Annotated in this window: 18 protein-coding genes and 4 tRNA genes; 20 read left to right on the top strand and 2 right to left on the bottom strand. The window is 54.9% G+C overall.

The window, feature by feature from the left end; genetic code table 11:
- From trxA to ACERJC_RS23230, 20 genes are all read left to right on the top strand, one after another.
- Positions 1-330, top strand: a complete 330-nt coding sequence (gene trxA / locus ACERJC_RS23325; protein WP_001280776.1) for a thioredoxin TrxA — start codon at positions 1-3, stop codon at positions 328-330.
- A gap of 134 nt (positions 331-464) precedes the next feature.
- A complete protein-coding gene (locus ACERJC_RS23320; RefSeq protein ID WP_071887707.1) occupies positions 465-584 on the top strand; it encodes a rho operon leader peptide in 120 nt (39 codons plus the stop codon).
- Positions 585-671: 87 nt separating this feature from the next.
- The gene (rho, locus tag ACERJC_RS23315; RefSeq protein WP_002437993.1) at positions 672-1,931 is read left to right on the top strand and encodes a transcription termination factor Rho; all 1,260 of its coding nucleotides are present in this window, start codon (positions 672-674) and stop codon (positions 1,929-1,931) included.
- Positions 1,932-2,169: 238 nt separating this feature from the next.
- Entirely contained in the window at positions 2,170-3,273 is a 1,104-nt protein-coding gene (gene wecA / locus ACERJC_RS23310) for a UDP-N-acetylglucosamine--undecaprenyl-phosphate N-acetylglucosaminephosphotransferase (protein WP_152400912.1), read from the top strand.
- An 11-nt stretch (positions 3,274-3,284) separates the two neighbouring features.
- Complete coding sequence (wzzE, locus tag ACERJC_RS23305; protein ID WP_152400915.1) at positions 3,285-4,331, top strand: ECA polysaccharide chain length modulation protein; 1,047 nt, start codon at positions 3,285-3,287, stop codon at positions 4,329-4,331.
- Between the two features lie 55 nt (positions 4,332-4,386).
- Complete coding sequence (gene wecB / locus ACERJC_RS23300) at positions 4,387-5,517, top strand: non-hydrolyzing UDP-N-acetylglucosamine 2-epimerase (protein WP_286632349.1); 1,131 nt, start codon at positions 4,387-4,389, stop codon at positions 5,515-5,517.
- A complete protein-coding gene (gene wecC / locus ACERJC_RS23295; protein WP_373672574.1) occupies positions 5,514-6,776 on the top strand; it encodes a UDP-N-acetyl-D-mannosamine dehydrogenase in 1,263 nt (420 codons plus the stop codon). Before wecB ends, wecC begins: the two co-directional genes overlap by 4 nt.
- The gene (gene rffG / locus ACERJC_RS23290) at positions 6,776-7,843 is read left to right on the top strand and encodes a dTDP-glucose 4,6-dehydratase (RefSeq protein ID WP_152400921.1); all 1,068 of its coding nucleotides are present in this window, start codon (positions 6,776-6,778) and stop codon (positions 7,841-7,843) included. Before wecC ends, rffG begins: the two co-directional genes overlap by 1 nt.
- Positions 7,844-7,862: 19 nt before the next feature.
- Entirely contained in the window at positions 7,863-8,744 is an 882-nt protein-coding gene (rfbA, locus tag ACERJC_RS23285) for a glucose-1-phosphate thymidylyltransferase RfbA (protein ID WP_152400923.1), read from the top strand.
- Positions 8,722-9,399: a dTDP-4-amino-4,6-dideoxy-D-galactose acyltransferase gene (gene rffC / locus ACERJC_RS23280; protein ID WP_373672573.1), complete on the top strand. Its 678-nt coding sequence runs from the start codon at positions 8,722-8,724 to the stop codon at positions 9,397-9,399. Before rfbA ends, rffC begins: the two co-directional genes overlap by 23 nt.
- A gap of 4 nt (positions 9,400-9,403) precedes the next feature.
- Positions 9,404-10,534, top strand: a complete 1,131-nt coding sequence (gene rffA, locus ACERJC_RS23275) for a dTDP-4-amino-4,6-dideoxygalactose transaminase (RefSeq protein WP_152400927.1) — start codon at positions 9,404-9,406, stop codon at positions 10,532-10,534.
- A 1-nt stretch (position 10,535) separates the two neighbouring features.
- The gene (gene wzxE, locus ACERJC_RS23270; protein ID WP_152400929.1) at positions 10,536-11,786 is read left to right on the top strand and encodes a lipid III flippase WzxE; all 1,251 of its coding nucleotides are present in this window, start codon (positions 10,536-10,538) and stop codon (positions 11,784-11,786) included.
- Positions 11,783-12,862 (top strand): TDP-N-acetylfucosamine:lipid II N-acetylfucosaminyltransferase, encoded by a 1,080-nt coding sequence (locus tag ACERJC_RS23265; RefSeq protein WP_178825261.1) that lies wholly within the window; start codon positions 11,783-11,785, stop codon positions 12,860-12,862. Before wzxE ends, ACERJC_RS23265 begins: the two co-directional genes overlap by 4 nt.
- Positions 12,859-14,211, top strand: a complete 1,353-nt coding sequence (gene wzyE / locus ACERJC_RS23260; RefSeq protein ID WP_373672572.1) for an ECA oligosaccharide polymerase — start codon at positions 12,859-12,861, stop codon at positions 14,209-14,211. Before ACERJC_RS23265 ends, wzyE begins: the two co-directional genes overlap by 4 nt.
- A 2-nt stretch (positions 14,212-14,213) precedes the next feature.
- Positions 14,214-14,954 carry a lipopolysaccharide N-acetylmannosaminouronosyltransferase gene (gene wecG / locus ACERJC_RS23255; RefSeq protein ID WP_373672571.1) on the top strand — a complete coding sequence of 247 codons (741 nt, stop codon included), beginning with the start codon at positions 14,214-14,216 and terminating at the stop codon, positions 14,952-14,954.
- Positions 14,955-15,157: 203 nt separating this feature from the next.
- Positions 15,158-16,543 carry a bifunctional threonine/serine APC transporter ThrP gene (gene thrP, locus ACERJC_RS23250; RefSeq protein ID WP_152400939.1) on the top strand — a complete coding sequence of 462 codons (1,386 nt, stop codon included), beginning with the start codon at positions 15,158-15,160 and terminating at the stop codon, positions 16,541-16,543.
- A gap of 102 nt (positions 16,544-16,645) precedes the next feature.
- Positions 16,646-16,722: transfer RNA gene (locus tag ACERJC_RS23245), tRNA-Arg, on the top strand.
- Between the two features lie 56 nt (positions 16,723-16,778).
- A tRNA-His gene (locus ACERJC_RS23240) sits at positions 16,779-16,854 on the top strand.
- Positions 16,855-16,873: 19 nt separating this feature from the next.
- Positions 16,874-16,960: transfer RNA gene (locus ACERJC_RS23235), tRNA-Leu, on the top strand.
- A 42-nt stretch (positions 16,961-17,002) separates the two neighbouring features.
- A tRNA-Pro gene (locus ACERJC_RS23230) sits at positions 17,003-17,079 on the top strand.
- 575 nt (positions 17,080-17,654) lie between these two features.
- Here ACERJC_RS23230 and hemY read toward each other — a convergent pair.
- Positions 17,655-18,851 carry a protoheme IX biogenesis protein HemY gene (gene hemY / locus ACERJC_RS23225; RefSeq protein WP_373672586.1) on the bottom strand — a complete coding sequence of 399 codons (1,197 nt, stop codon included), beginning with the start codon at positions 18,849-18,851 and terminating at the stop codon, positions 17,655-17,657.
- A 2-nt stretch (positions 18,852-18,853) separates the two neighbouring features.
- On the bottom strand, positions 18,854-20,044 hold the full coding sequence (gene hemX, locus ACERJC_RS23220) for a uroporphyrinogen-III C-methyltransferase (RefSeq protein WP_373672570.1): 1,191 nt from the start codon (positions 20,042-20,044) through the stop codon (positions 18,854-18,856).
- Between the last annotated feature and the right edge of the window lie 7 nt (positions 20,045-20,051).

The following is a 20,051-nucleotide window of genomic DNA, read 5'->3' as shown; positions in this document are numbered from 1 at the left end:
ATGAGCGATAAAATTATTCACCTGACTGACGACAGTTTTGACACGGATGTACTCAAAGCGGACGGGGCGATCCTCGTTGATTTCTGGGCAGAGTGGTGCGGACCGTGCAAAATGATCGCCCCGATTCTGGATGAAATCGCTGACGAATATCAGGGTAAATTGACGGTTGCTAAACTGAACATTGACCAAAACCCAGGCACCGCGCCGAAGTATGGTATCCGTGGCATCCCGACCCTGCTGCTGTTTAAAAACGGTGAAGTTGCAGCAACCAAAGTGGGCGCACTGTCCAAAGGTCAGTTGAAAGAGTTCCTCGACGCTAACCTGGCGTAAGCCGGACGTCTCATGTTCGGGCGACCAGGATCCTAAATGATTCGGATGACTGGACGCCCGACGTGAGTCGTGCTAAGTTAGTGTTGACTTCGAATTAAACATACCTTATTTAAGTTTGAATCTTGATAACTCCAATACTTCCCGTTTTTTCTCGCACGAGAAGTGGACAGATTCCTGGCTTATCATTCAATCCGTCTTGTCGTTTCAGTTCTGCGTACTTTCCTGTGACCAGACAGCGAACAGACATGAGTTGATGGCCGCAAACAGGCATGGATGACCCTGCCATACCATTCACAACATTAAGTTCGAGATTTACCCCAAGTTTAAGAACTCACACCACTATGAATCTTACCGAATTAAAGAATACGCCGGTTTCTGAGCTGATCACTCTCGGCGAAAATATGGGGCTGGAAAACCTGGCTCGTATGCGTAAGCAGGACATTATTTTTGCCATCCTGAAGCAGCACGCAAAGAGTGGCGAAGATATCTTTGGTGACGGTGTGCTGGAGATATTGCAGGATGGATTTGGTTTCCTCCGTTCTGCAGACAGCTCCTATCTCGCCGGTCCTGATGACATCTACGTTTCCCCCAGCCAAATCCGCCGTTTCAACCTCCGCACTGGTGATACCATTTCTGGTAAGATTCGCCCGCCAAAAGAAGGCGAACGCTACTTTGCGCTGCTGAAAGTTAACGAAGTTAACTATGACAAACCGGAAAACGCCCGTAACAAAATTCTCTTCGAAAACTTAACCCCGCTGCACGCAAACTCTCGTCTGCGTATGGAACGTGGTAACGGTTCTACCGAAGACTTAACGGCGCGCGTTCTGGATCTGGCTTCGCCAATCGGTCGTGGTCAGCGTGGTCTGATCGTCGCACCGCCGAAAGCCGGTAAAACCATGCTGCTGCAAAACATTGCGCAGAGCATCGCTTACAACCATCCAGACTGTGTGCTGATGGTGCTGCTTATCGACGAACGTCCAGAAGAAGTGACCGAGATGCAGCGTCTGGTGAAAGGTGAAGTTGTTGCTTCTACCTTTGACGAACCGGCATCCCGTCACGTTCAGGTTGCGGAAATGGTTATCGAGAAAGCGAAACGTCTGGTTGAACATAAAAAAGACGTTATCATTCTGCTCGACTCCATCACCCGTCTGGCGCGCGCTTACAACACCGTGGTTCCGGCTTCCGGTAAAGTGCTGACCGGTGGTGTGGACGCTAACGCCCTGCATCGTCCGAAGCGTTTCTTCGGTGCGGCACGTAACGTGGAAGAGGGCGGCAGCCTGACCATCATCGCAACGGCGCTGATCGATACCGGTTCTAAGATGGATGAAGTTATCTACGAAGAGTTTAAGGGCACCGGTAACATGGAGCTGCACCTCTCTCGTAAGATTGCTGAAAAACGCGTCTTCCCGGCTATCGACTACAACCGTTCCGGTACCCGTAAAGAAGAGCTGCTCACCACTCAGGAAGAGCTGCAGAAAATGTGGATCCTGCGTAAGATTATTCACCCGATGGGCGAAATCGACGCAATGGAATTCCTCATTAATAAACTGGCGATGACCAAGACTAACGACGACTTCTTCGACATGATGAAGCGCTCGTAAACTCGCTCTCAGCCGAAAACGCCACGTTTTTACGTGGCGTTTTGCTTTTATGTCTGTAATCTTAACGACAAGCAAACAAATAATGGGTTATCACTCCCCGTCGCGTGCACGTCAGTCATCAAGTGCGACGAATGGTTAATAATTATACAAAACAGACGGTTCGGGATGGAGTTTCCCTTCTGAATACAGACCGTCGTGGTTATACTTCTGCTAATAATTTTCTCTGAGAGCACGCATTGTGAATTTACTGACAGTCAGTACTGATCTCATCAGTATTTTTTTATTCACGACACTGTTCCTGTTTTTTGCACGCAAGGTCGCAAAAAAGGTCGGTTTAGTGGATAAACCCAACTTCCGTAAACGCCACCAGGGATTGATACCGTTGGTTGGGGGCATCTCAGTTTATGCGGGGATTTGTTTCACATTCAGCATTGTGAATGTTTATATTCCCCATGCGGCTCTCTATCTGGCTTGTGCCGGTGTACTGGTCTTTATCGGCGCACTGGACGATCGCTTTGATATTAGCGTAAAAATTCGTGCCACCATTCAGGCCGCTATCGGCGTGATCATGATGGTGGTGGGCAAGCTTTACCTCAGTAGCCTCGGCTATATCTTTGGTCCGTGGGAGATGGTGCTCGGGCCATTTGGTTATTTCCTCACACTCTTCGCCGTATGGGCTGCGATCAACGCATTCAACATGGTGGATGGTATCGACGGCTTATTAGGCGGACTCTCAAGCGTCTCATTTGCCGCGATGGGACTTATCCTGTGGTTTGATGGACAGACAAGTCTGGCTATCTGGTGCTTTGCCATGATCGCCGCCATCCTGCCATATATTCTGCTGAACCTCGGTGCACTCGGCCGTCGCTATAAAGTGTTTATGGGCGACGCTGGCAGCACGCTGATTGGTTTTACCGTTATCTGGATCCTGCTAGAAACTACCCAGGGGAAAACGCACCCGATAAGCCCGGTTACCGCGCTGTGGATCATCGCCATTCCGCTGATGGATATGGTGGCCATCATGTACCGTCGTTTGCGTAAAGGGATGAGCCCGTTCTCGCCAGACCGTCAGCATATTCATCATTTGATCATGCGCGCAGGGTTTACTTCACGTCAGGCGTTTGTCCTGATCACGCTTGCCGCCGCGATACTGGCCTCGATTGGCGTGCTTGCGGAATATTCTCATTTTGTCCCGGAATGGGCCATGTTGGTGCTCTTTTTGCTAGCATTCTTCCTCTACGGTTACTGCATTAAACGTGCCTGGAAGGTGGCGAGGTTCATCAAACGCATGAAGCGCAGATTACGAAGAAACCGTGATAACAATCCGAAATTAACCAAGTAAATGAGGGTGCGATGACTCAACCATTACCGGGGGCACACGCTGTGAGCGCTGAGAATGAACTGGATATACGTGGGTTGTTTCGTACCTTGTGGGCCGGGAAGGTGTGGATTGTCGGTATCGCGCTGTTATTCGCGCTGATCGCGCTGGCGTATACTTTTTTTGCTCGTCAGGAGTGGAGTGCGACCGCAATCTCCGATCGCCCCACGGTGAATATGCTGGGCGGTTACTATTCCCAGCAGCAGTTTTTGCGGAATCTGGACATAAAAGCCGATAACGCGTCAGGCGATCAACCTTCGGTCATGGATGAAGCTTATAAAGAGTTCGTGATGCAACTGGCCTCCTGGGATACGCGCCGCGACTTCTGGTTGCAAACCGACTACTACAAGCAGCGAATGGTCGGCAACAGCAAAGCCGATGCCGCCATGCTTGACGAGATGATCAATAACATTCAGTTCACCCCCGGTGATTTCGCCCGCGCCATTAACGACAGCGTCAAACTCATTGCCGAAACCGCGCCTGATGCGAACAATTTGCTGCGTCAGTATGTGGCGTTCTCCAGCCAGCGCGCGGCAAGCCATCTCAACGAAGAACTAAAAGGCGCGTGGGCCGCACGGACCGTGCAAATGAAGGCGCAGGTCAAACGTCAGGAAGAGGTGGCGAAAGCTATTTTCTCTCGCCGCGTGAGCAGTATTGAGCAGGCGCTTAAGATCGCTGAACAGCACAATATCTCCCGCAGTGCGACCGATGTGCCGGCAGATGAATTACCGGATTCTGAGCTGTTTCTGCTCGGACGTCCGATGCTCCAGGCACGCCTTGAAAATTTACGGGCGGTTGGTCCCTCATTCGACCTGGACTACTTCCAGAATCGAGCCATGCTAAATACATTGAATGTGGGGCCAACTCTGGACCCGCGTTTTCAGACCTATCGCTATTTGCGTACGCCGGAAGAACCGGTAAAACGCGATAGCCCGCGCCGTGCCTTCCTGATGGTGATGTGGGGCATCGTGGGGGGGCTTATCGGCGCAGGTGTTGCGTTAACCCGCCGCCGCACGATTTAGCACGACTGCCGCAGTGAGGGGCTGGGCCCTCACTGACTATTCGAAGAGAATCGATGTGAAAGTACTGACTGTATTTGGCACGCGACCGGAAGCCATAAAAATGGCACCTCTGGTGCATGCGCTGGCAAAGGATCCTGATTTCGACGCAAAAGTCTGCGTCACCGCGCAGCACCGGGAGATGCTCGATCAGGTATTGAACCTCTTTTCTATTGTCCCTGACTACGATCTCAACATCATGCAGCCAGGTCAGGGGTTGACAGAAATTACCTGTCGGATACTGGAAGGGCTGAAACCTATCCTCGCTGACTTCAAGCCGGATGTGGTGTTGGTTCACGGAGATACCACTACCACTATTGCGACCAGTCTGGCCGCGTTTTACCAGCGCATACCGGTAGGTCATGTCGAAGCCGGGCTACGCACTGGCGATCTCTATTCCCCGTGGCCGGAAGAAGCAAACCGTACGCTAACCGGGCATCTGGCGATGTATCACTTTGCGCCGACGGAGAACTCACGGCAAAACCTGCTGCGCGAGAACATCGCCGACAGTCGTATCTTTGTCACCGGCAATACGGTGATTGATGCGCTGATCTGGGTGCGCGACCGCGTTCTGGCGAGCGATACGCTACGTTCAGAACTGGCTGAACAGTATCCGTTCCTCAGTTCTGATAAGAAGCTGATCCTGGTGACCGGTCATCGCCGTGAAAGCTTTGGTCGCGGGTTTGAGCAGATTTGCCATGCCCTGGCGGAGATTGCGGCCGCCAATCAGGATGTGCAGATTGTCTACCCAGTGCACCTGAACCCGAACGTCAGCGAGCCGGTCAACCGTATTCTCGGCCATGTTAAAAACGTGACGCTGATTGAACCGCAGGACTATCTGCCCTTTGTCTGGCTGATGAATCACGCCTGGCTGATTCTGACGGACTCCGGCGGGATTCAGGAAGAGGCCCCGTCACTGGGTAAACCGGTGCTGGTGATGCGCGAAACGACCGAACGCCCCGAGGCCATTACCGCGGGTACTGTGCGTCTGGTGGGGACAGACCCACAGCGCATTGTTGAAGAAGTCACGCGTTTGCTGCATGACGAAAACGAATATCAGACCATGAGCCGCGCCCATAACCCTTACGGCGACGGGCAGGCCTGTGGCCGTATTTTACACGCGTTAAAAAACAATCGGGTATCGCTATGAGTTTTTCTACCATTTCTGTTATTGGGCTGGGATATATCGGTTTGCCGACGGCGGCTGCCTTTGCTTCGCGCCAAAAGCAGGTGATTGGGGTGGACGTTAACCCGCATGCGGTGGAGACCATCAATCGCGGTGAAATCCATATTGTTGAGCCGGATCTGGATAACGTGGTGAAAACGGCGGTGGAAGGCGGCTTCCTGCGCGCCACCACCACGCCCGTTGACGCTGATGCGTATCTGATTGCCGTGCCGACGCCGTTTAAAGGCGAACATGAGCCGGACATGACCTATGTCGAAGCGGCGGCGAAATCCGTTGCGCCGGTGCTGAAAAAGGGCGCGCTGGTGATCCTCGAGTCGACCTCTCCGGTCGGTGCGACCGAACAGATGGCGGCGTGGCTGGCAGAAATGCGCCCGGATCTCACTTTCCCGCAACAGGCTGGAGAGCAGGCGGATGTGAATATCGCCTATTGTCCTGAACGTGTGCTACCGGGGCAGGTGATGGTGGAACTGATCAAGAATGACCGGGTGATCGGCGGCATGACGCCGGTGTGCTCGGCGCGCGCCAGTGAACTGTACAAGATATTCCTTGAAGGCGAGTGCGTGGTGACGAATTCCCGTACGGCAGAAATGTGCAAGCTGACGGAAAACAGCTTCCGCGACGTCAATATCGCCTTTGCCAACGAACTGTCGCTGATTTGCGCCGAGCAGGGGATTAACGTCTGGGAGCTGATTCGCCTGGCGAACCGCCATCCGCGTGTCAACATTCTCCAGCCGGGACCGGGCGTCGGCGGGCACTGTATTGCTGTCGATCCGTGGTTTATTGTGGCACAGAATCCGCAGCAGTCGCGGCTGATTCGTACCGCGCGTGAAGTGAACGACAGCAAACCGCACTGGGTTGTCGCTCAGGTCAAAGCCGCCGTTGCGGACTGCCTGGCGGCGACGGACAAGCGCGCCAGCGAAGTGAAAATCGCCTGCTTCGGTCTTGCATTCAAACCCAATATCGACGATCTGCGTGAAAGCCCGGCGATGGGGATCGCGAAAAGTATCGCCCAGTGGCACAGCGGTGAAACGCTGGTGGTGGAACCGAATATCCACCAACTGCCGAAAAAGCTGGATGGTCTTTGCACACTGGCAGAACTTAACGACGCGCTGGCCACTGCCGACGTGCTGGTGATGTTGGTTGATCACAGCCCGTTTAAAGCCATCCCGGGTGATGCCGTGCATCAGCAGTACATCGTGGATACCAAAGGAGTGTGGCGTTAATGAAACGGATTCTGGTGACCGGTGGCGCAGGTTTCATCGGTTCAGCGGTGGTACGGCATATCATTAATGAGACGGCGGATGCGGTGGTGGTGGTGGATAAACTCACCTACGCCGGCAATCTGATGTCGCTGGCGCCGGTAGCGCAGAGCGAGCGCTTTGCCTTCGAGAAAGTGGATATTTGCGATCGCGCCTCGCTGGATCGGGTTTTTCAACAGTATCAGCCAGACTGCGTGATGCATCTGGCTGCCGAAAGCCATGTCGATCGCTCTATCGACGGCCCGGCGGCGTTTATCGAAACCAACATTGTTGGTACCTACACGCTGCTGGAAGCGGCGCGGGCGTACTGGGGTGAACGGGCTGATGAGAAAAAATCGGCGTTTCGCTTCCATCATATCTCGACGGATGAAGTGTATGGCGATTTGCACTCGACGGATGATTTCTTTACTGAGACGACGCCGTACGCCCCAAGCAGCCCCTATTCCGCGTCAAAAGCCAGTAGCGATCACCTGGTGCGCGCCTGGCTGCGTACCTACGGCTTCCCGACGCTTATCACCAACTGCTCTAACAACTATGGCCCATACCACTTCCCGGAAAAACTGATCCCGTTGATGACGCTCAATGCGCTGGCAGGTAAACCGCTGCCCGTGTATGGCAACGGACAGCAGATCCGCGACTGGCTCTATGTGGACGATCACGCCAGAGCGCTGTACTGCGTGGCGACCACCGGGGAAATCGGTGAAACGTATAACATCGGCGGTCATAACGAGCGTAAGAATCTGGACGTGGTTGAGACGATTTGCGACCTGCTGGAAGAACTGGCACCGAACAAACCGCAGGGTATCGCGCACTACCGCGACCTGATTACCTTTGTGGACGATCGTCCTGGTCACGACTTACGTTACGCCATTGACGCGTCGAAAATCGCCCGTGAGCTTGGCTGGACGCCGCAGGAAACCTTTGAAAGCGGTATGCGTAAAACCGTGCAGTGGTATCTGGCGAATGAGGCCTGGTGGAAGCCCGTGCAGGATGGCAGCTATCAGGGCCAACGTTTGGGTCTGAAGGGGTGATTACCCGGAGGAAGAAGGCATGAAAGGTATCATTCTGGCGGGAGGGTCCGGCACCCGTCTGCATCCTATCACGCGCGGCGTGTCTAAACAGCTGCTGCCCATTTACGATAAACCGATGATCTATTATCCGTTATCGGTGCTCATGCTGGCAGGCATTCGCGAGATCCTGATTATTACCACGCCGGAAGATAAAGGGTATTTTCAGCGCCTGTTGGGTGACGGTTCTGAATTCGGCATTCATCTGCAGTATGCCGAACAACCGAGTCCGGATGGTCTGGCGCAAGCGTTTATCATCGGTGAGACGTTCCTTAACGGTGAACCTTCCTGCCTGGTGTTAGGCGATAATATCTTCTTCGGTCAGGGGTTTAGCCCCAAATTGCGTCATGTGGCTGCGCGTACCGAAGGGGCAACCGTGTTTGGCTATCAGGTGATGGATCCGGAACGGTTTGGCGTGGTGGAGTTTGATGACAATTTCCGTGCCGTCTCGTTAGAAGAGAAACCGAAACAGCCTAAATCTAACTGGGCGGTGACCGGACTTTATTTCTACGACCGCAACGTGGTGGAGTACGCAAAGCGCGTGAAACCGTCTGAACGCGGCGAACTGGAGATCACCTCTATCAACCAGATGTACCTTGAAGCGGGCGATCTGACAGTTGAGTTGCTGGGGCGCGGTTTTGCCTGGCTCGATACCGGGACGCATGACAGCCTGATTGAGGCGAGTACCTTTGTGCAGACGGTTGAAAAGCGTCAGGGATTCAAAATTGCCTGTCTGGAAGAGATTGCCTGGCGCAATGGCTGGCTGGATGATGACGGCGTGAGACGTGCCGCCAGCGCCTTAGCGAAAACGGGCTACGGCCAATATTTGCTGGAGCTGCTTCGTGCACGTCCGCGCCAGTATTGAACCGCTGGGTTGGGAAAACCGCTTCTTTGGCGTGAACAGTGCGATTGTCCGGCTGGATCCCGTGGCGCCGTTTTTAACCGCTGAAGTCTTACAGCCCTGGTCACGGGTGCAGGCTAAAATTCCGGCGGCCAATACCGCCGCGCTGGATGCCTTACAACAGCTTGGCTTTGCGCTGGTGGAAGGGGAAGTGGATCTTGCCGTCAGCGTCGGGAAAACCTGCGGGCAAACTGGCGCAGAAATTGCACAACTGACGGACATTCCGGCATTGCGTCAACTCGCTGCGGCGGCCTTTGCGCAAAGTCGCTTTCGTGCGCCGTGGTACGCGCCTGACGCCAGCGCCCGCTTTTATGCGCAGTGGATTGAAAACGCGGTACACGGCACGTTTGATCATCAGTGTCTGGTGCTTCGTACCTTAAACGGCGATATTCGCGGCTATGTTTCACTGCGCGAACTTGATGACCGTGAGGCGCGCATCGGCTTACTCGCCGGGCATGGCGCAGGAGCCGAGCTGATGCAGGCGGCGCTGGGCTGGGCGCAGGCGCGCGGCAAAACAACATTGCGGGTGGCGACCCAGATGGGCAACACCGCCGCGCTTAAACGTTATATACAAAGCGGTGCGAATGTAGAAAGCACCGCGTACTGGTTATACAGGTGACAACATGATTCCGTTTAACGCACCGCCGGTGGTGGGAACCGAACTCGACTATATGCAGTCTGCGATGGGCAGCGGCAAACTGTGCGGCGATGGCGGCTTTACTCGTCGTTGTCAGCAGTGGCTGGAGCAGCGTTTTGGCAGTGCGAAGGTGTTGCTGACGCCTTCCTGTACCGCCTCCCTGGAGATGGCGGCACTGCTGCTGGATATTCAGCCGGGTGATGAAGTGATCATGCCGAGTTACACCTTCGTGTCGACCGCGAATGCGTTTGTGCTGCGCGGTGCCAAAATCATCTTTGTGGATATCCGTCCGGATACCATGAACATCGACGAAACACGTATTGAAGCCGCGATCGGCGAAAAAACGCGGGCGATTGTGCCTGTTCATTACGCGGGCGTGGCCTGTGAGATGGACACCATCATGGCGTTGGCGGATAAGTACAACCTGTTTGTCGTGGAAGATGCCGCGCAGGGCGTCATGTCGACTTACAAAGGCCGTGCGCTGGGAACGATAGGCCACATCGGCTGCTTCAGCTTCCACGAAACGAAAAACTACACGGCGGGTGGCGAAGGCGGCGCAACGCTGATTAACGATCGCAGCCTTATCGAGCGTGCGGAAATCATTCGCGAAAAAGGCACTAACCGCAGCCAGTTCTTCCGCGGTCAGGTCGACAAATATACCTGGCGCGATATTGGTTCCAGCTATTTGATGTCCGATCTACAGGCCGCCTATCTCTGGGCACAACTGGAAGCGGCGGACCGTATTAATCAGCAGCGTCTGGCGCTGTGGCAGACCTACTACGATGCCCTCGCACCGCTGGCGCGTGCCGGCAGAATTGAACTGCCGTCCATTCCGGATGACTGTAAACAGAACGCCCATATGTTTTATATCAAGCTGCGCGACATTGACGATCGTAATGCGCTGATTAACTTCCTGAAAGAAGCTGAAATTATGGCGGTGTTCCATTACATTCCGCTGCATGACAGCCCGGCGGGCGACAAGTTTGGTGAATTTTCCGGCGAGGATCGCTACACCACCAAAGAGAGTGAGCGCCTGCTGCGCCTGCCGCTGTTTTATAACCTGTCGGCAGTGAATCAGCGTACGGTGATGACGACATTGCTTAACTATTTCGCCTGATATGTCGCTTGCGAAAGCGTCCTTGTGGACGGCGGCCAGCACGCTGGTCAAAATTGGCGCGGGGTTACTGGTCGTTAAGTTGCTGGCGGTGTCTTTCGGTCCGGCTGGCGTCGGCCAGGCAGGAAACTTCCGTCAGATGGTCACCGTCCTCGGTGTCCTGGCGGGGGCCGGGATTTTCAATGGCGTCACCAAATACGTCGCGCAGTCCCATGATAATCCGGAACAACTGCGGCGGGTTGTCGGTACGTCCTCGGCCATGGTGCTGGGTTTTTCGACGCTGCTGGCGCTGGTGTTTCTGCTCGCGGCGGCACCGATTAGCCAGGCGCTATTCGGCCATACTCAGTATCAGGGGCTGGTGCGCTTAGTGGCGCTGGTGCAGATGGGGATTGCCTGGGCCAACCTGCTGCTGGCGTTGATGAAAGGATTTCGTGATGCGGCCGGAAATGCGCTGTCACTGATGGTCGGCAGCCTGGTGGGCGTCGTTGCCTACTATGGCTGTTACCGGTTGGGCGGCTATGAAGGCGCGCTCCTCGGTCTGGCGCTGGTGCCCGCGCTGGTGGTGATCCCTGCGGCTGCCATGCTGATGAAACGCGGGACGATCCCGCTGCGCTATCTGCGGCCGTCCTGGGACAAGGGGCTGGCGGGGCAACTCAGCAAGTTTACCCTGATGGCGCTGATCACCTCCGTCACGCTGCCCGTGGCCTATGTGATGATGCGAAACCTGCTGGCTGCGCACTACAGCTGGGACGACGTCGGGATCTGGCAAGGGGTGAGCAGTATTTCGGATGCTTACCTACAATTTATTACCGCTTCGTTCAGCGTCTACCTGTTGCCGACGCTGTCGCGCCTCACCGAAAAACGGGATATCACGCGAGAAGTGGTGAAGTCGCTGAAGTTTGTTCTGCCTGCGGTGGCCGCCGCGAGTTTCACCGTCTGGCTGCTGCGTGATTTTGCTATCTGGCTGCTGTTCTCTGAGAAATTCACCGCCATGCGCGATCTGTTTGCCTGGCAGTTAATCGGAGATGTGTTGAAGGTCGGGGCGTATGTCTTCGGTTATCTGGTGATCGCCAAAGCATCACTGCGATTTTATATTTTGGCTGAAATCAGCCAGTTCATTTTACTGACGGCATTTGCGCACTGGCTGATCCCGGCACACGGCGCGCTGGGTGCGGCACAGGCCTACATGGCCACGTACGTCGTCTATTTCTCTCTGTGTTGTTGCGTATTTTTACTCTGGCGTAGGCGGGCATGACAGTATTGATTCACGTACTGGGATCGGATATCCCTCACCATAATCAAACCGTGCTGCGGTTTTTCAACGATACGCTGGCATCGACCAGCGAGCATGCCCGTGTCTTCATGGTTGCGGGTCAGGATGCCGGGCTGACGGAAAGCTGCCCGGCGCTGTCCATTCGTTTCTTCAGCGGTAAAAAATCGCTGGCGGAGGCGGTGATTGCGCAAGCCAAAGCGAACAGACAACAGCGCTTCTTCTTCCACGGTCAGTTTAATACGACGCTGTGGCTGGCATTACTGAGCGGGGGAATCAAGCCCAGCCAGTTTTACTGGCATATCTGGGGCGCAGATCTGTATGAAGTCTCCAGCGGACTGAAATTCAAACTGTTTTACCCGATTCGCCGCCTGGCGCAAAGCCGTGTCGGGGGCATTTTTGCCACCCGTGGCGATCTGAACTATTTCGCTCAACAGCACCCGCGCGTGCCGGGTGAGCTGCTCTATTTCCCGACGCGAATGGATCCCTCGCTCAACAATATGGTGAACTTTCGCCAACGCAGCGGAAAAATGACCATTCTGGTGGGTAACTCTGGCGATCGCAGTAACGAACATATTGCTGCGCTGCGGGCGGTGCATCAGCAGTTTGGCGACACGGTAAACGTGGTGGTCCCGATGGGCTATCCGCCGAACAACGACGCGTATATTGCGCAAGTCCGCCAGGCGGGACTGAGCTTGTTCAGCGCAGATAACCTGCAGATCCTCAGCGACAAGCTGGCGTTTGAGGACTATCTGGCGCTGCTTCGGCAGTGCGATCTCGGGTACTTTATTTTTGCCCGTCAGCAGGGAATTGGCACCTTATGCTTGCTAATTCAGGCGGGTGTACCGTGCGTGCTGAACCGCGAGAATCCGTTCTGGCAGGATATGGTGGAACAGCATCTTCCGGTGCTTTTCACGAGCGACGAGCTGAACGAACAGGTGGTGCGCGAGGCGCAGCGCCAACTGGCATCCGTGGATAAAAACGCCATTACCTTCTTTAGCCCGAACTATTTGCAGCCCTGGCATCACGCATTGCAGGTCGCCGCAGGGGAGGCACTATGAGCCTGATGCAGTTCAGCGGCCTGTTTGTCGTCTGGCTCCTCTCCACGTTGTTTATCGCTACGCTGACCTGGTTTGAATTCCGCCGCGTGCGCTTCAACTTCAACGTGTTTTTCTCGCTGCTGTTTTTACTGACCTTCTTTTTTGGCTTTCCGCTGACCAGCGTGCTGGCGTTCCGCTTTGACGTCGCCGTCGCGCCGCCGGAAATCCTGCTACAGGCGCTGCTTTCCGCCGCCTGTTTCTACGCGATCTACTATGTGACCTACAAGACCCGCTTACGCAAACGGGTGGCAGATGTGCCGCGCAAACCGCTGTTCACTATGAACCGGGTAGAAACCCATCTTACCTGGGTGATTCTGATGGGGATTGCGCTCATCAGCGTGGGCATCTTCTTCATGCACAATGGATTTTTGCTGTTCCGTCTACAGTCGTACAGCCAGATTTTCTCCAGTGAAGTCTCCGGAGTGGCGCTAAAGCGCTTCTTTTACTTTTTTATCCCGGCGATGCTGGTGGTCTATTTCCTGCGTCAGGACAGCAAAGCGTGGCTGTTCTTCCTGGTCAGCACGGTCGCATTTGGCTTACTGACGTATATGATCGTCGGCGGTACCCGCGCCAATATCATCATCGCCTTCGCCATTTTCCTGTTCATCGGCATTATTCGCGGCTGGATCTCGTTGTGGATGCTGGTGGCGGCGGGTGTGCTGGGGATTGTCGGCATGTTCTGGCTGGCGCTGAAGCGCTACGGACTGAACGTCAGCGGTGACGAAGCGTTCTACACGTTTCTCTATCTCACCCGCGACACGTTTTCTCCGTGGGAGAACCTGGCGCTGCTGCTGCAAAACTACGACAAGATTGAGTTCCAGGGGCTGGCGCCGATTGTCCGCGATTTCTACGTCTTTATTCCCTCCTGGCTGTGGCCGGGGCGACCGAGCGTGGTGCTGAATACCGCGAACTATTTTACGTGGGAAGTGCTGAACAACCATTCCGGTCTGGCGATCTCGCCGACGCTGATTGGTTCGCTGGTGGTGATGGGCGGTGCGTTGTTTATCCCGCTGGGAGCGATTGTGGTGGGATTGATCATCAAATGGTTCGACTGGCTGTATGCGCTGGGTAATCGTGAGACAAACCGCTACAAGGCCGCGATTTTGCATAGTTTCTGCTTTGGCGCGATTTTTAATATGATCGTGCTGGCGCGAGAGGGGCTGGACTCGTTTGTCTCGCGTGTTGTTTTTTTCCTGGTGGTTTTTGGTGCCTGTTTGCTGGTGGCAAAACTTCTGTTCTGGCTGTTTGACCAGGCCGGACTGATCCATAAACGTTTGCGAGCCCTGCCAGACAAACAGGTTGAAGGATAGTAATGACTGATAATACAACGGCACCGATTTACGATCTGCGCGGGCTCCAGCTGATTGGCTGGCGAGATATGCACCATGCGCTGGATTATCTCTACGCTGGCGGCCAGCTTAAGCAAGGTACGCTGGTGGCGATCAACGCAGAAAAGGTTCTGACGGCGGAAGATAACCCGGAAGTCCGCGCCCTGATTGAGGCGGCAGAGTATAAATATGCCGACGGGATTAGCGTCGTGCGCTCGGTACGCAAAAAATTTCCGGATGCCCAGGTTTCTCGCGTGGCGGGTGCCGATCTCTGGGAAGCGTTGATGGCCCGCGCGGGCGAGGAAGGCACGCCGGTATTCCTGGTGGGCGGCAAACCAGACGTGCTGGCGCAAACGCAAGCGAAACTGCGCGCCCAGTGGAATGTGAACATTGTGGGTAGCCAGGACGGCTATTTTACGTCAGAGCAGCGTCCTGCGCTGTTTGAGCAGATCCATGCCAGCGGGGCGAAGATCGTTACCGTGGCGATGGGATCGCCAAAACAGGAAATCTTTATGCGCGATTGTCGACAGGTGCATCCGCATGCGCTCTATATGGGCGTCGGCGGCACCTATGACGTCTTCACCGGTCACGTAAAACGCGCGCCGAAAGTGTGGCAGAACCTGGGGCTGGAGTGGCTGTATCGCCTGCTGTCGCAGCCAAGCCGCATTACTCGTCAACTCCGTTTACTGCGTTACCTGCGCTGGCACTACAGCGGAAATATCTGAAACCCCTTCCTCGTGCGGGTAGCGTATTCTGCTACATGCGTTACCTCACTGCCGCATTTTTGCTCCGTTATTACACAAAATATGCATTTTTTTAATGCTTCGTTTGCCATTTTGCCAAATTTGCGAAAACATGCGCCCCCAGCGATGTACCCATAACAATAACCGGCAATGCCGGGAAGCAAGCAAACACGACAAGAGGATTTATGGCAGAGAAAAAACCTGAGCTACAGCGTGGGCTGGAGGCTCGTCATATCGAATTGATTGCCCTGGGGGGCACCATTGGCGTCGGTCTGTTTATGGGGGCGGCAAGCACCCTGAAATGGGCAGGACCATCGGTGTTGCTGGCGTATATCGTCGCTGGCCTGTTCGTCTTTTTCATTATGCGCTCAATGGGCGAGATGCTGTTCCTGGAGCCGGTTGCCGGTTCTTTCGCCGTTTATGCTCACCGCTACATGAGCCCATTCTTCGGTTATCTCACCGCGTGGTCATACTGGTTTATGTGGATGGCGGTCGGTATCTCGGAAATCACCGCGATCGGCGTTTATGTCCAGTTCTGGTTCCCGGAGATGGCGCAATGGATACCGGCGCTGATAGCCGTCGGACTGGTGGCACTGGCAAACCTGGCGGCCGTTCGTCTGTATGGCGAAATTGAGTTCTGGTTTGCGATGATTAAAGTCACCACCATCATCGTGATGATTGTGGTGGGGTTGGGCGTGATTTTCTTCGGCCTGGGCAACGGCGGTCAGCCGATTGGCTTTGGCAACCTGACTGAGCACGGCGGCTTCTTTGCTGGCGGCTGGAAAGGCTTCCTCACCGCGCTGTGTATTGTGGTCGCCTCTTATCAGGGGGTGGAGCTGATCGGGATTACGGCGGGTGAAGCCAAGAACCCGCAGGTTACGTTGCGTAGCGCGGTTGGCAAGGTGTTATGGCGCATTCTGATCTTCTACGTGGGCGCGATATTCGTGATCGTCACCATCTTCCCGTGGAACGAAATTGGCAGCAACGGCAGTCCGTTCGTCCTGACCTTTGCCAAAATTGGTATCACCACCGCCGCGGCGATTATCAATTTTGTCGTGCTGACCGCTGCGCTGTCTGGCTGTAACAGCGGAATGTACAGCTGTGGGCGTATGCTCTACGCGCTGGCGAAGAACCGTCAACTGCCGGCGGCGATGGCGAAAGTCTCTCGTCATGGCGTTCCGGTGGCGGGCGTGGCGCTATCGATTCTGATTCTGCTGGTCGGTTCGTGCCTGAACTACATCATTCCTAATCCGCAGCGCGTCTTCGTCTATGTTTATAGTGCAAGCGTGCTGCCGGGGATGGTGCCGTGGTTTGTGATTCTGATTAGCCAACTGCGTTTTCGCCGGGCGCATAAAGCGGCGATGGCCAGCCATCCGTTCCGTTCGATTTTGTTCCCGTGGGCAAACTATTTGACGATGGCGTTCCTGGTTTGCGTTCTGATCGGTATGTACTTTAATGAAGATACCCGTATGTCGCTGTTTGTCGGTATCATCTTCCTGTGCGCCGTGACGCTTGTTTACAAGGTTTTTGGCCTCAACCGTCAGGGTATCGCCCAGAAAACGGGGGAATAAGCGGCAAAACGCGCAAAGCGTAACCAAACGCGCATTTTATTTAAAAAGGCACTAGACAGCGGGGTGTGAAGTCCGTATTATCCACCCCCGCAACGGCGCTAAGCGCCCGTAGCTCAGCTGGATAGAGCGCTGCCCTCCGGAGGCAGAGGTCTCAGGTTCGAATCCTGTCGGGCGCACCATTCACCCGGTGCTGGAGCTGCGGTGGTTTCGATACCGCGTAAAAAGATTTGTAGTGGTGGCTATAGCTCAGTTGGTAGAGCCCTGGATTGTGATTCCAGTTGTCGTGGGTTCGAATCCCATTAGCCACCCCATTATTAAAAGTTGTGAAATGCGAAGGTGGCGGAATTGGTAGACGCGCTAGCTTCAGGTGTTAGTGTCCTTACGGACGTGGGGGTTCAAGTCCCCCCCCTCGCACCACGACTTAATGAATTGAACTAAAAATTCAAAAAAGCAGTACATCGGCGAGTAGCGCAGCTTGGTAGCGCAACTGGTTTGGGACCAGTGGGTCGGAGGTTCGAATCCTCTCTCGCCGACCAATTTTGAACCCCGCTTCGGCGGGGTTTTTCTTTTTCTGCACCACTTAATTTCTCCTTCTTTTCTGCTGTTGCTTCTCAGAGACAACCCTGTTTGCCATTGTCGCCATTTGGTGACGATTAACTTTCTGATATTTCAGCGCTTTCGTGTATCGGGTGAGATCTGTCTCTGCTGAGCGACAATTCATCGCGTGTCCGGCAGGCAGAAATAGGGAAAGCTGCCGACAACCCGCGCCAGCACAGGGATCGTGAATTGTCTTAATCCTTATTTTTAGCGGTGCAATCCTGGCATGCTATGTGCAATAATATACGGGTAGATGCTCATTCCATCTCTTATGCTCGCCATAGTGCCTCATAAACTCAGGAATGATGCAGAGCCGTTTACGGTGCTTATCGTCCACAGACAGATGTCGCTTCGGCCTCATCAAACACCATGGACATAACGTTGAGTGAAGCACCCATTTATGTTGTCATACAGACCTGTTTAACGCCTGCTCCAAAAGAGCAGGCGTTTTTTTATTTCTGCGGTGGGGAAATTTGTAGGCCCGGTAAGCGAAGCGCTACCGGGCGTTAGGGCGTTACTGCGGGGGCGTGTTTTGTAACGTCAGCATCAGGCCGTCACGGCGCATGGTGGCCGCTTCTTCCGGTTGATGCAGGCGGTCGAGCGCGTCAGCAAGCCAGGCGTAATCGTACGCATCCGGGCGTTGCTTGAGCGCCGCGCGGAAGGCAACGGTCGCTTCCTGCCATTCGCCATGCTTCATCAGCGACTGGCCCAGCGTGCTCCATAGCAGCGGACGATCGCCGACGGTCTTGATCTGCTGACGCAGCACTTTTTCCAGCAGTTCCGGGTTATTGGTTTTCAGACGCGGAATTGGCAGCACCAGGCGATCGTCATATTGACGCTTCAGACCGTCGATAATAATCTGCTGCGCCATATCGTGATCGTCGCATTCAATCAGATGCTCAGCCATTGCCACCTGCAGGGCGACCTGATGGCGGGTTTTACGGCTCTGGTTTTTCCACCATTCGCGTAGACCATCGCTGCCCTGATCGGCACGCGCCTGATCCATCAAACCAATCCACGCCTGCTGTTCCAGCATCGCACGATGTTCTTCATCACCGACGTTAGCTTTTGCCATCGACGGGATGATATCGAGCAGAGAACTCCAGGCACCGGTACGGATGTAGGCCTGTTCCGCCAGACGTAATACTTCCGGATGACGCGGAGTCACCTCCAGCAGTTTGTCCACGCCGTGGCGCGCGGCATGATTCTCGTTGCGCGCCAGTTGCAGGCGGACACGTGAAATCTCAACCGGGATCGTGTCGTTACCGGCGAGTTCTGCCGCGCGTTCCAGATGCTGGTTCGCACGGGCTTCATCGCCGCGCTGTTGCGCCGCTTCTGCGGCGAGCAGGTAGTTCACCACCGGCTGCTCAGCATGATCGGCATTTTTCGCCATCAGCTTCTCAACCTGCTGATAGTCACCTTCCGCCAGTTTCAACAGCGCCTGTTCGGTCTGTTTGCGGGCGCGACGACGTTTACGGCCAACAAACCAACCGCGCGTATGTGCGCCGGTACGGAAGATGCGGCGTAACAACCACTCAATGGCAAACAGGACGACCATCGCCAGGATCAGGATGATGACCAGTCCTGTTACGCTGGTTTCAATGTTGTACGTGTCGGTCTGGATCAGGACGTAACCCTGATGACCGGCAATCATCGGGCCGATCACGATACCCGCGATCAGCAGCACAAAGAGCAATAATACTTTTAGCATCATTATTCTCCTTGCGGCGCGGCTGCCGGGGCTTCTGCCTGCGGTGCTTCAGGCGCAGGGACGGGAGCCACTTCAGACGGTGCGGCAGCCGGTTGTGCCAGCAGGTTGCGTACGCGGGTTTGCATCAGTTTTTCGAGGATCGCCTGGCTTTGCAGCGTTTCCGGTACGTTCATCGTGATGCTCTGCTGGCTTAGCTTGTCCACTTCCTCAAGGAACGCTTTCGTCGTGGCGTCGTCGGTATCGTAGTAAGCACGTACCCAGGTGGAGACGTTATCCAGCGCCTGACGGTAGGTCTCTTCCTGATGGCGCGGCACTGCCTGTGCGGCAACCAGCAGACGAGAGCGGATATTTTCCCGCAGATAAACATCCTGATTCGGCGCTAACAGCGGGACGGCGGTATCATCGCGACGGCGGATGGTGATAAAGCTGTCCATAAAGTTCTGCCAGCTTTTTTGCAGATTGACGCGCCACTCGCTGATCGAACTGGAAAGCTCAGGGCTGTCGGAGTCCATCGGCGAACCGTCGCTGTCGTTGTCTGCCAGACGCAGGTTATCTATCTGGTTAGAGAGCTGGTTAATTTTCAGGATGATGCCGTCGTAATCGACCTGAGCCACAGAGGAAAGGCTGGCGATATCATCGGTGATTGCCCGGCGCGCGGTAATCAGGCTGGGATCGTTCATGTCCGCGAGGCTCGCATCAGCACTCTTGAGCAGCGCGGCCGCCGTCGTGACATCCTGATCGCTCCACAGCTTACGCCCGGCCAGTTTGACCAGGAAATCGGCCTGCGCGAGCAGCCAGGTTTTGGCATCGCTGCCGGAGATGGTGGCGACTTTCTGTTGGACTTCATCCAACTGTTTCGCCAGCTCAGTTTGCTGACGGTTAGCCTGCTCCAGTTGTGCTGCCTGCTGTTTAATGACGCCTTCCAGTTCCGCTTTTTGGCTTTCCTGCGCTTTTTGCAGCGCGGTCAGTTGATTAGCCAGCGCATCGCTGGTTGCGGTCTGCGTGGTCGCCTGTTGTTTTCCCCAGCCATAGAGCCCAACACCTGCGGCCAGCGCAATGGCAATCGCCACCGCACTCAGTATCAGCGCAGTGCCGTTTTTACTCTTTTTTTCAGCAGTAGCTGGCTGTGGCTGAGTCTCCACGGCCTCCCTGGTCTCTTCAACCACGGCGGAGGATTTTTCTTGTTCCGTCATTATGGCT

Origin of the sequence: Citrobacter telavivensis, from assembly GCF_041807075.1 — a bacterium.
GTDB classification, from domain to species: Bacteria; Pseudomonadota; Gammaproteobacteria; order Enterobacterales; family Enterobacteriaceae; genus Citrobacter_A; species Citrobacter_A telavivensis.
This window is presented reverse-complemented; position numbering and strand designations above follow the sequence as displayed.

Coding starts and splice junctions, on each gene's coding strand:
- rffG (WP_152400921.1), top strand. CDS start 6,776: ATGAAACGGATTCTGGTGACCGGTGGCGCAGGTTTCATCGGTTCAGCG.
- hemY (WP_373672586.1), bottom strand. CDS start 18,851: ATGCTAAAAGTATTATTGCTCTTTGTGCTGCTGATCGCGGGTATCGTG.
- rho (WP_002437993.1), top strand. CDS start 672: ATGAATCTTACCGAATTAAAGAATACGCCGGTTTCTGAGCTGATCACT.
- wecG (WP_373672571.1), top strand. CDS start 14,214: ATGACTGATAATACAACGGCACCGATTTACGATCTGCGCGGGCTCCAG.
- rffA (WP_152400927.1), top strand. CDS start 9,404: ATGATTCCGTTTAACGCACCGCCGGTGGTGGGAACCGAACTCGACTAT.
- ACERJC_RS23265 (WP_178825261.1), top strand. CDS start 11,783: ATGACAGTATTGATTCACGTACTGGGATCGGATATCCCTCACCATAAT.
- trxA (WP_001280776.1), top strand. CDS start 1: ATGAGCGATAAAATTATTCACCTGACTGACGACAGTTTTGACACGGAT.
- wzyE (WP_373672572.1), top strand. CDS start 12,859: ATGAGCCTGATGCAGTTCAGCGGCCTGTTTGTCGTCTGGCTCCTCTCC.
- wecC (WP_373672574.1), top strand. CDS start 5,514: ATGAGTTTTTCTACCATTTCTGTTATTGGGCTGGGATATATCGGTTTG.
- thrP (WP_152400939.1), top strand. CDS start 15,158: ATGGCAGAGAAAAAACCTGAGCTACAGCGTGGGCTGGAGGCTCGTCAT.
- wzxE (WP_152400929.1), top strand. CDS start 10,536: ATGTCGCTTGCGAAAGCGTCCTTGTGGACGGCGGCCAGCACGCTGGTC.
- hemX (WP_373672570.1), bottom strand. CDS start 20,044: ATGACGGAACAAGAAAAATCCTCCGCCGTGGTTGAAGAGACCAGGGAG.
- wzzE (WP_152400915.1), top strand. CDS start 3,285: ATGACTCAACCATTACCGGGGGCACACGCTGTGAGCGCTGAGAATGAA.
- rfbA (WP_152400923.1), top strand. CDS start 7,863: ATGAAAGGTATCATTCTGGCGGGAGGGTCCGGCACCCGTCTGCATCCT.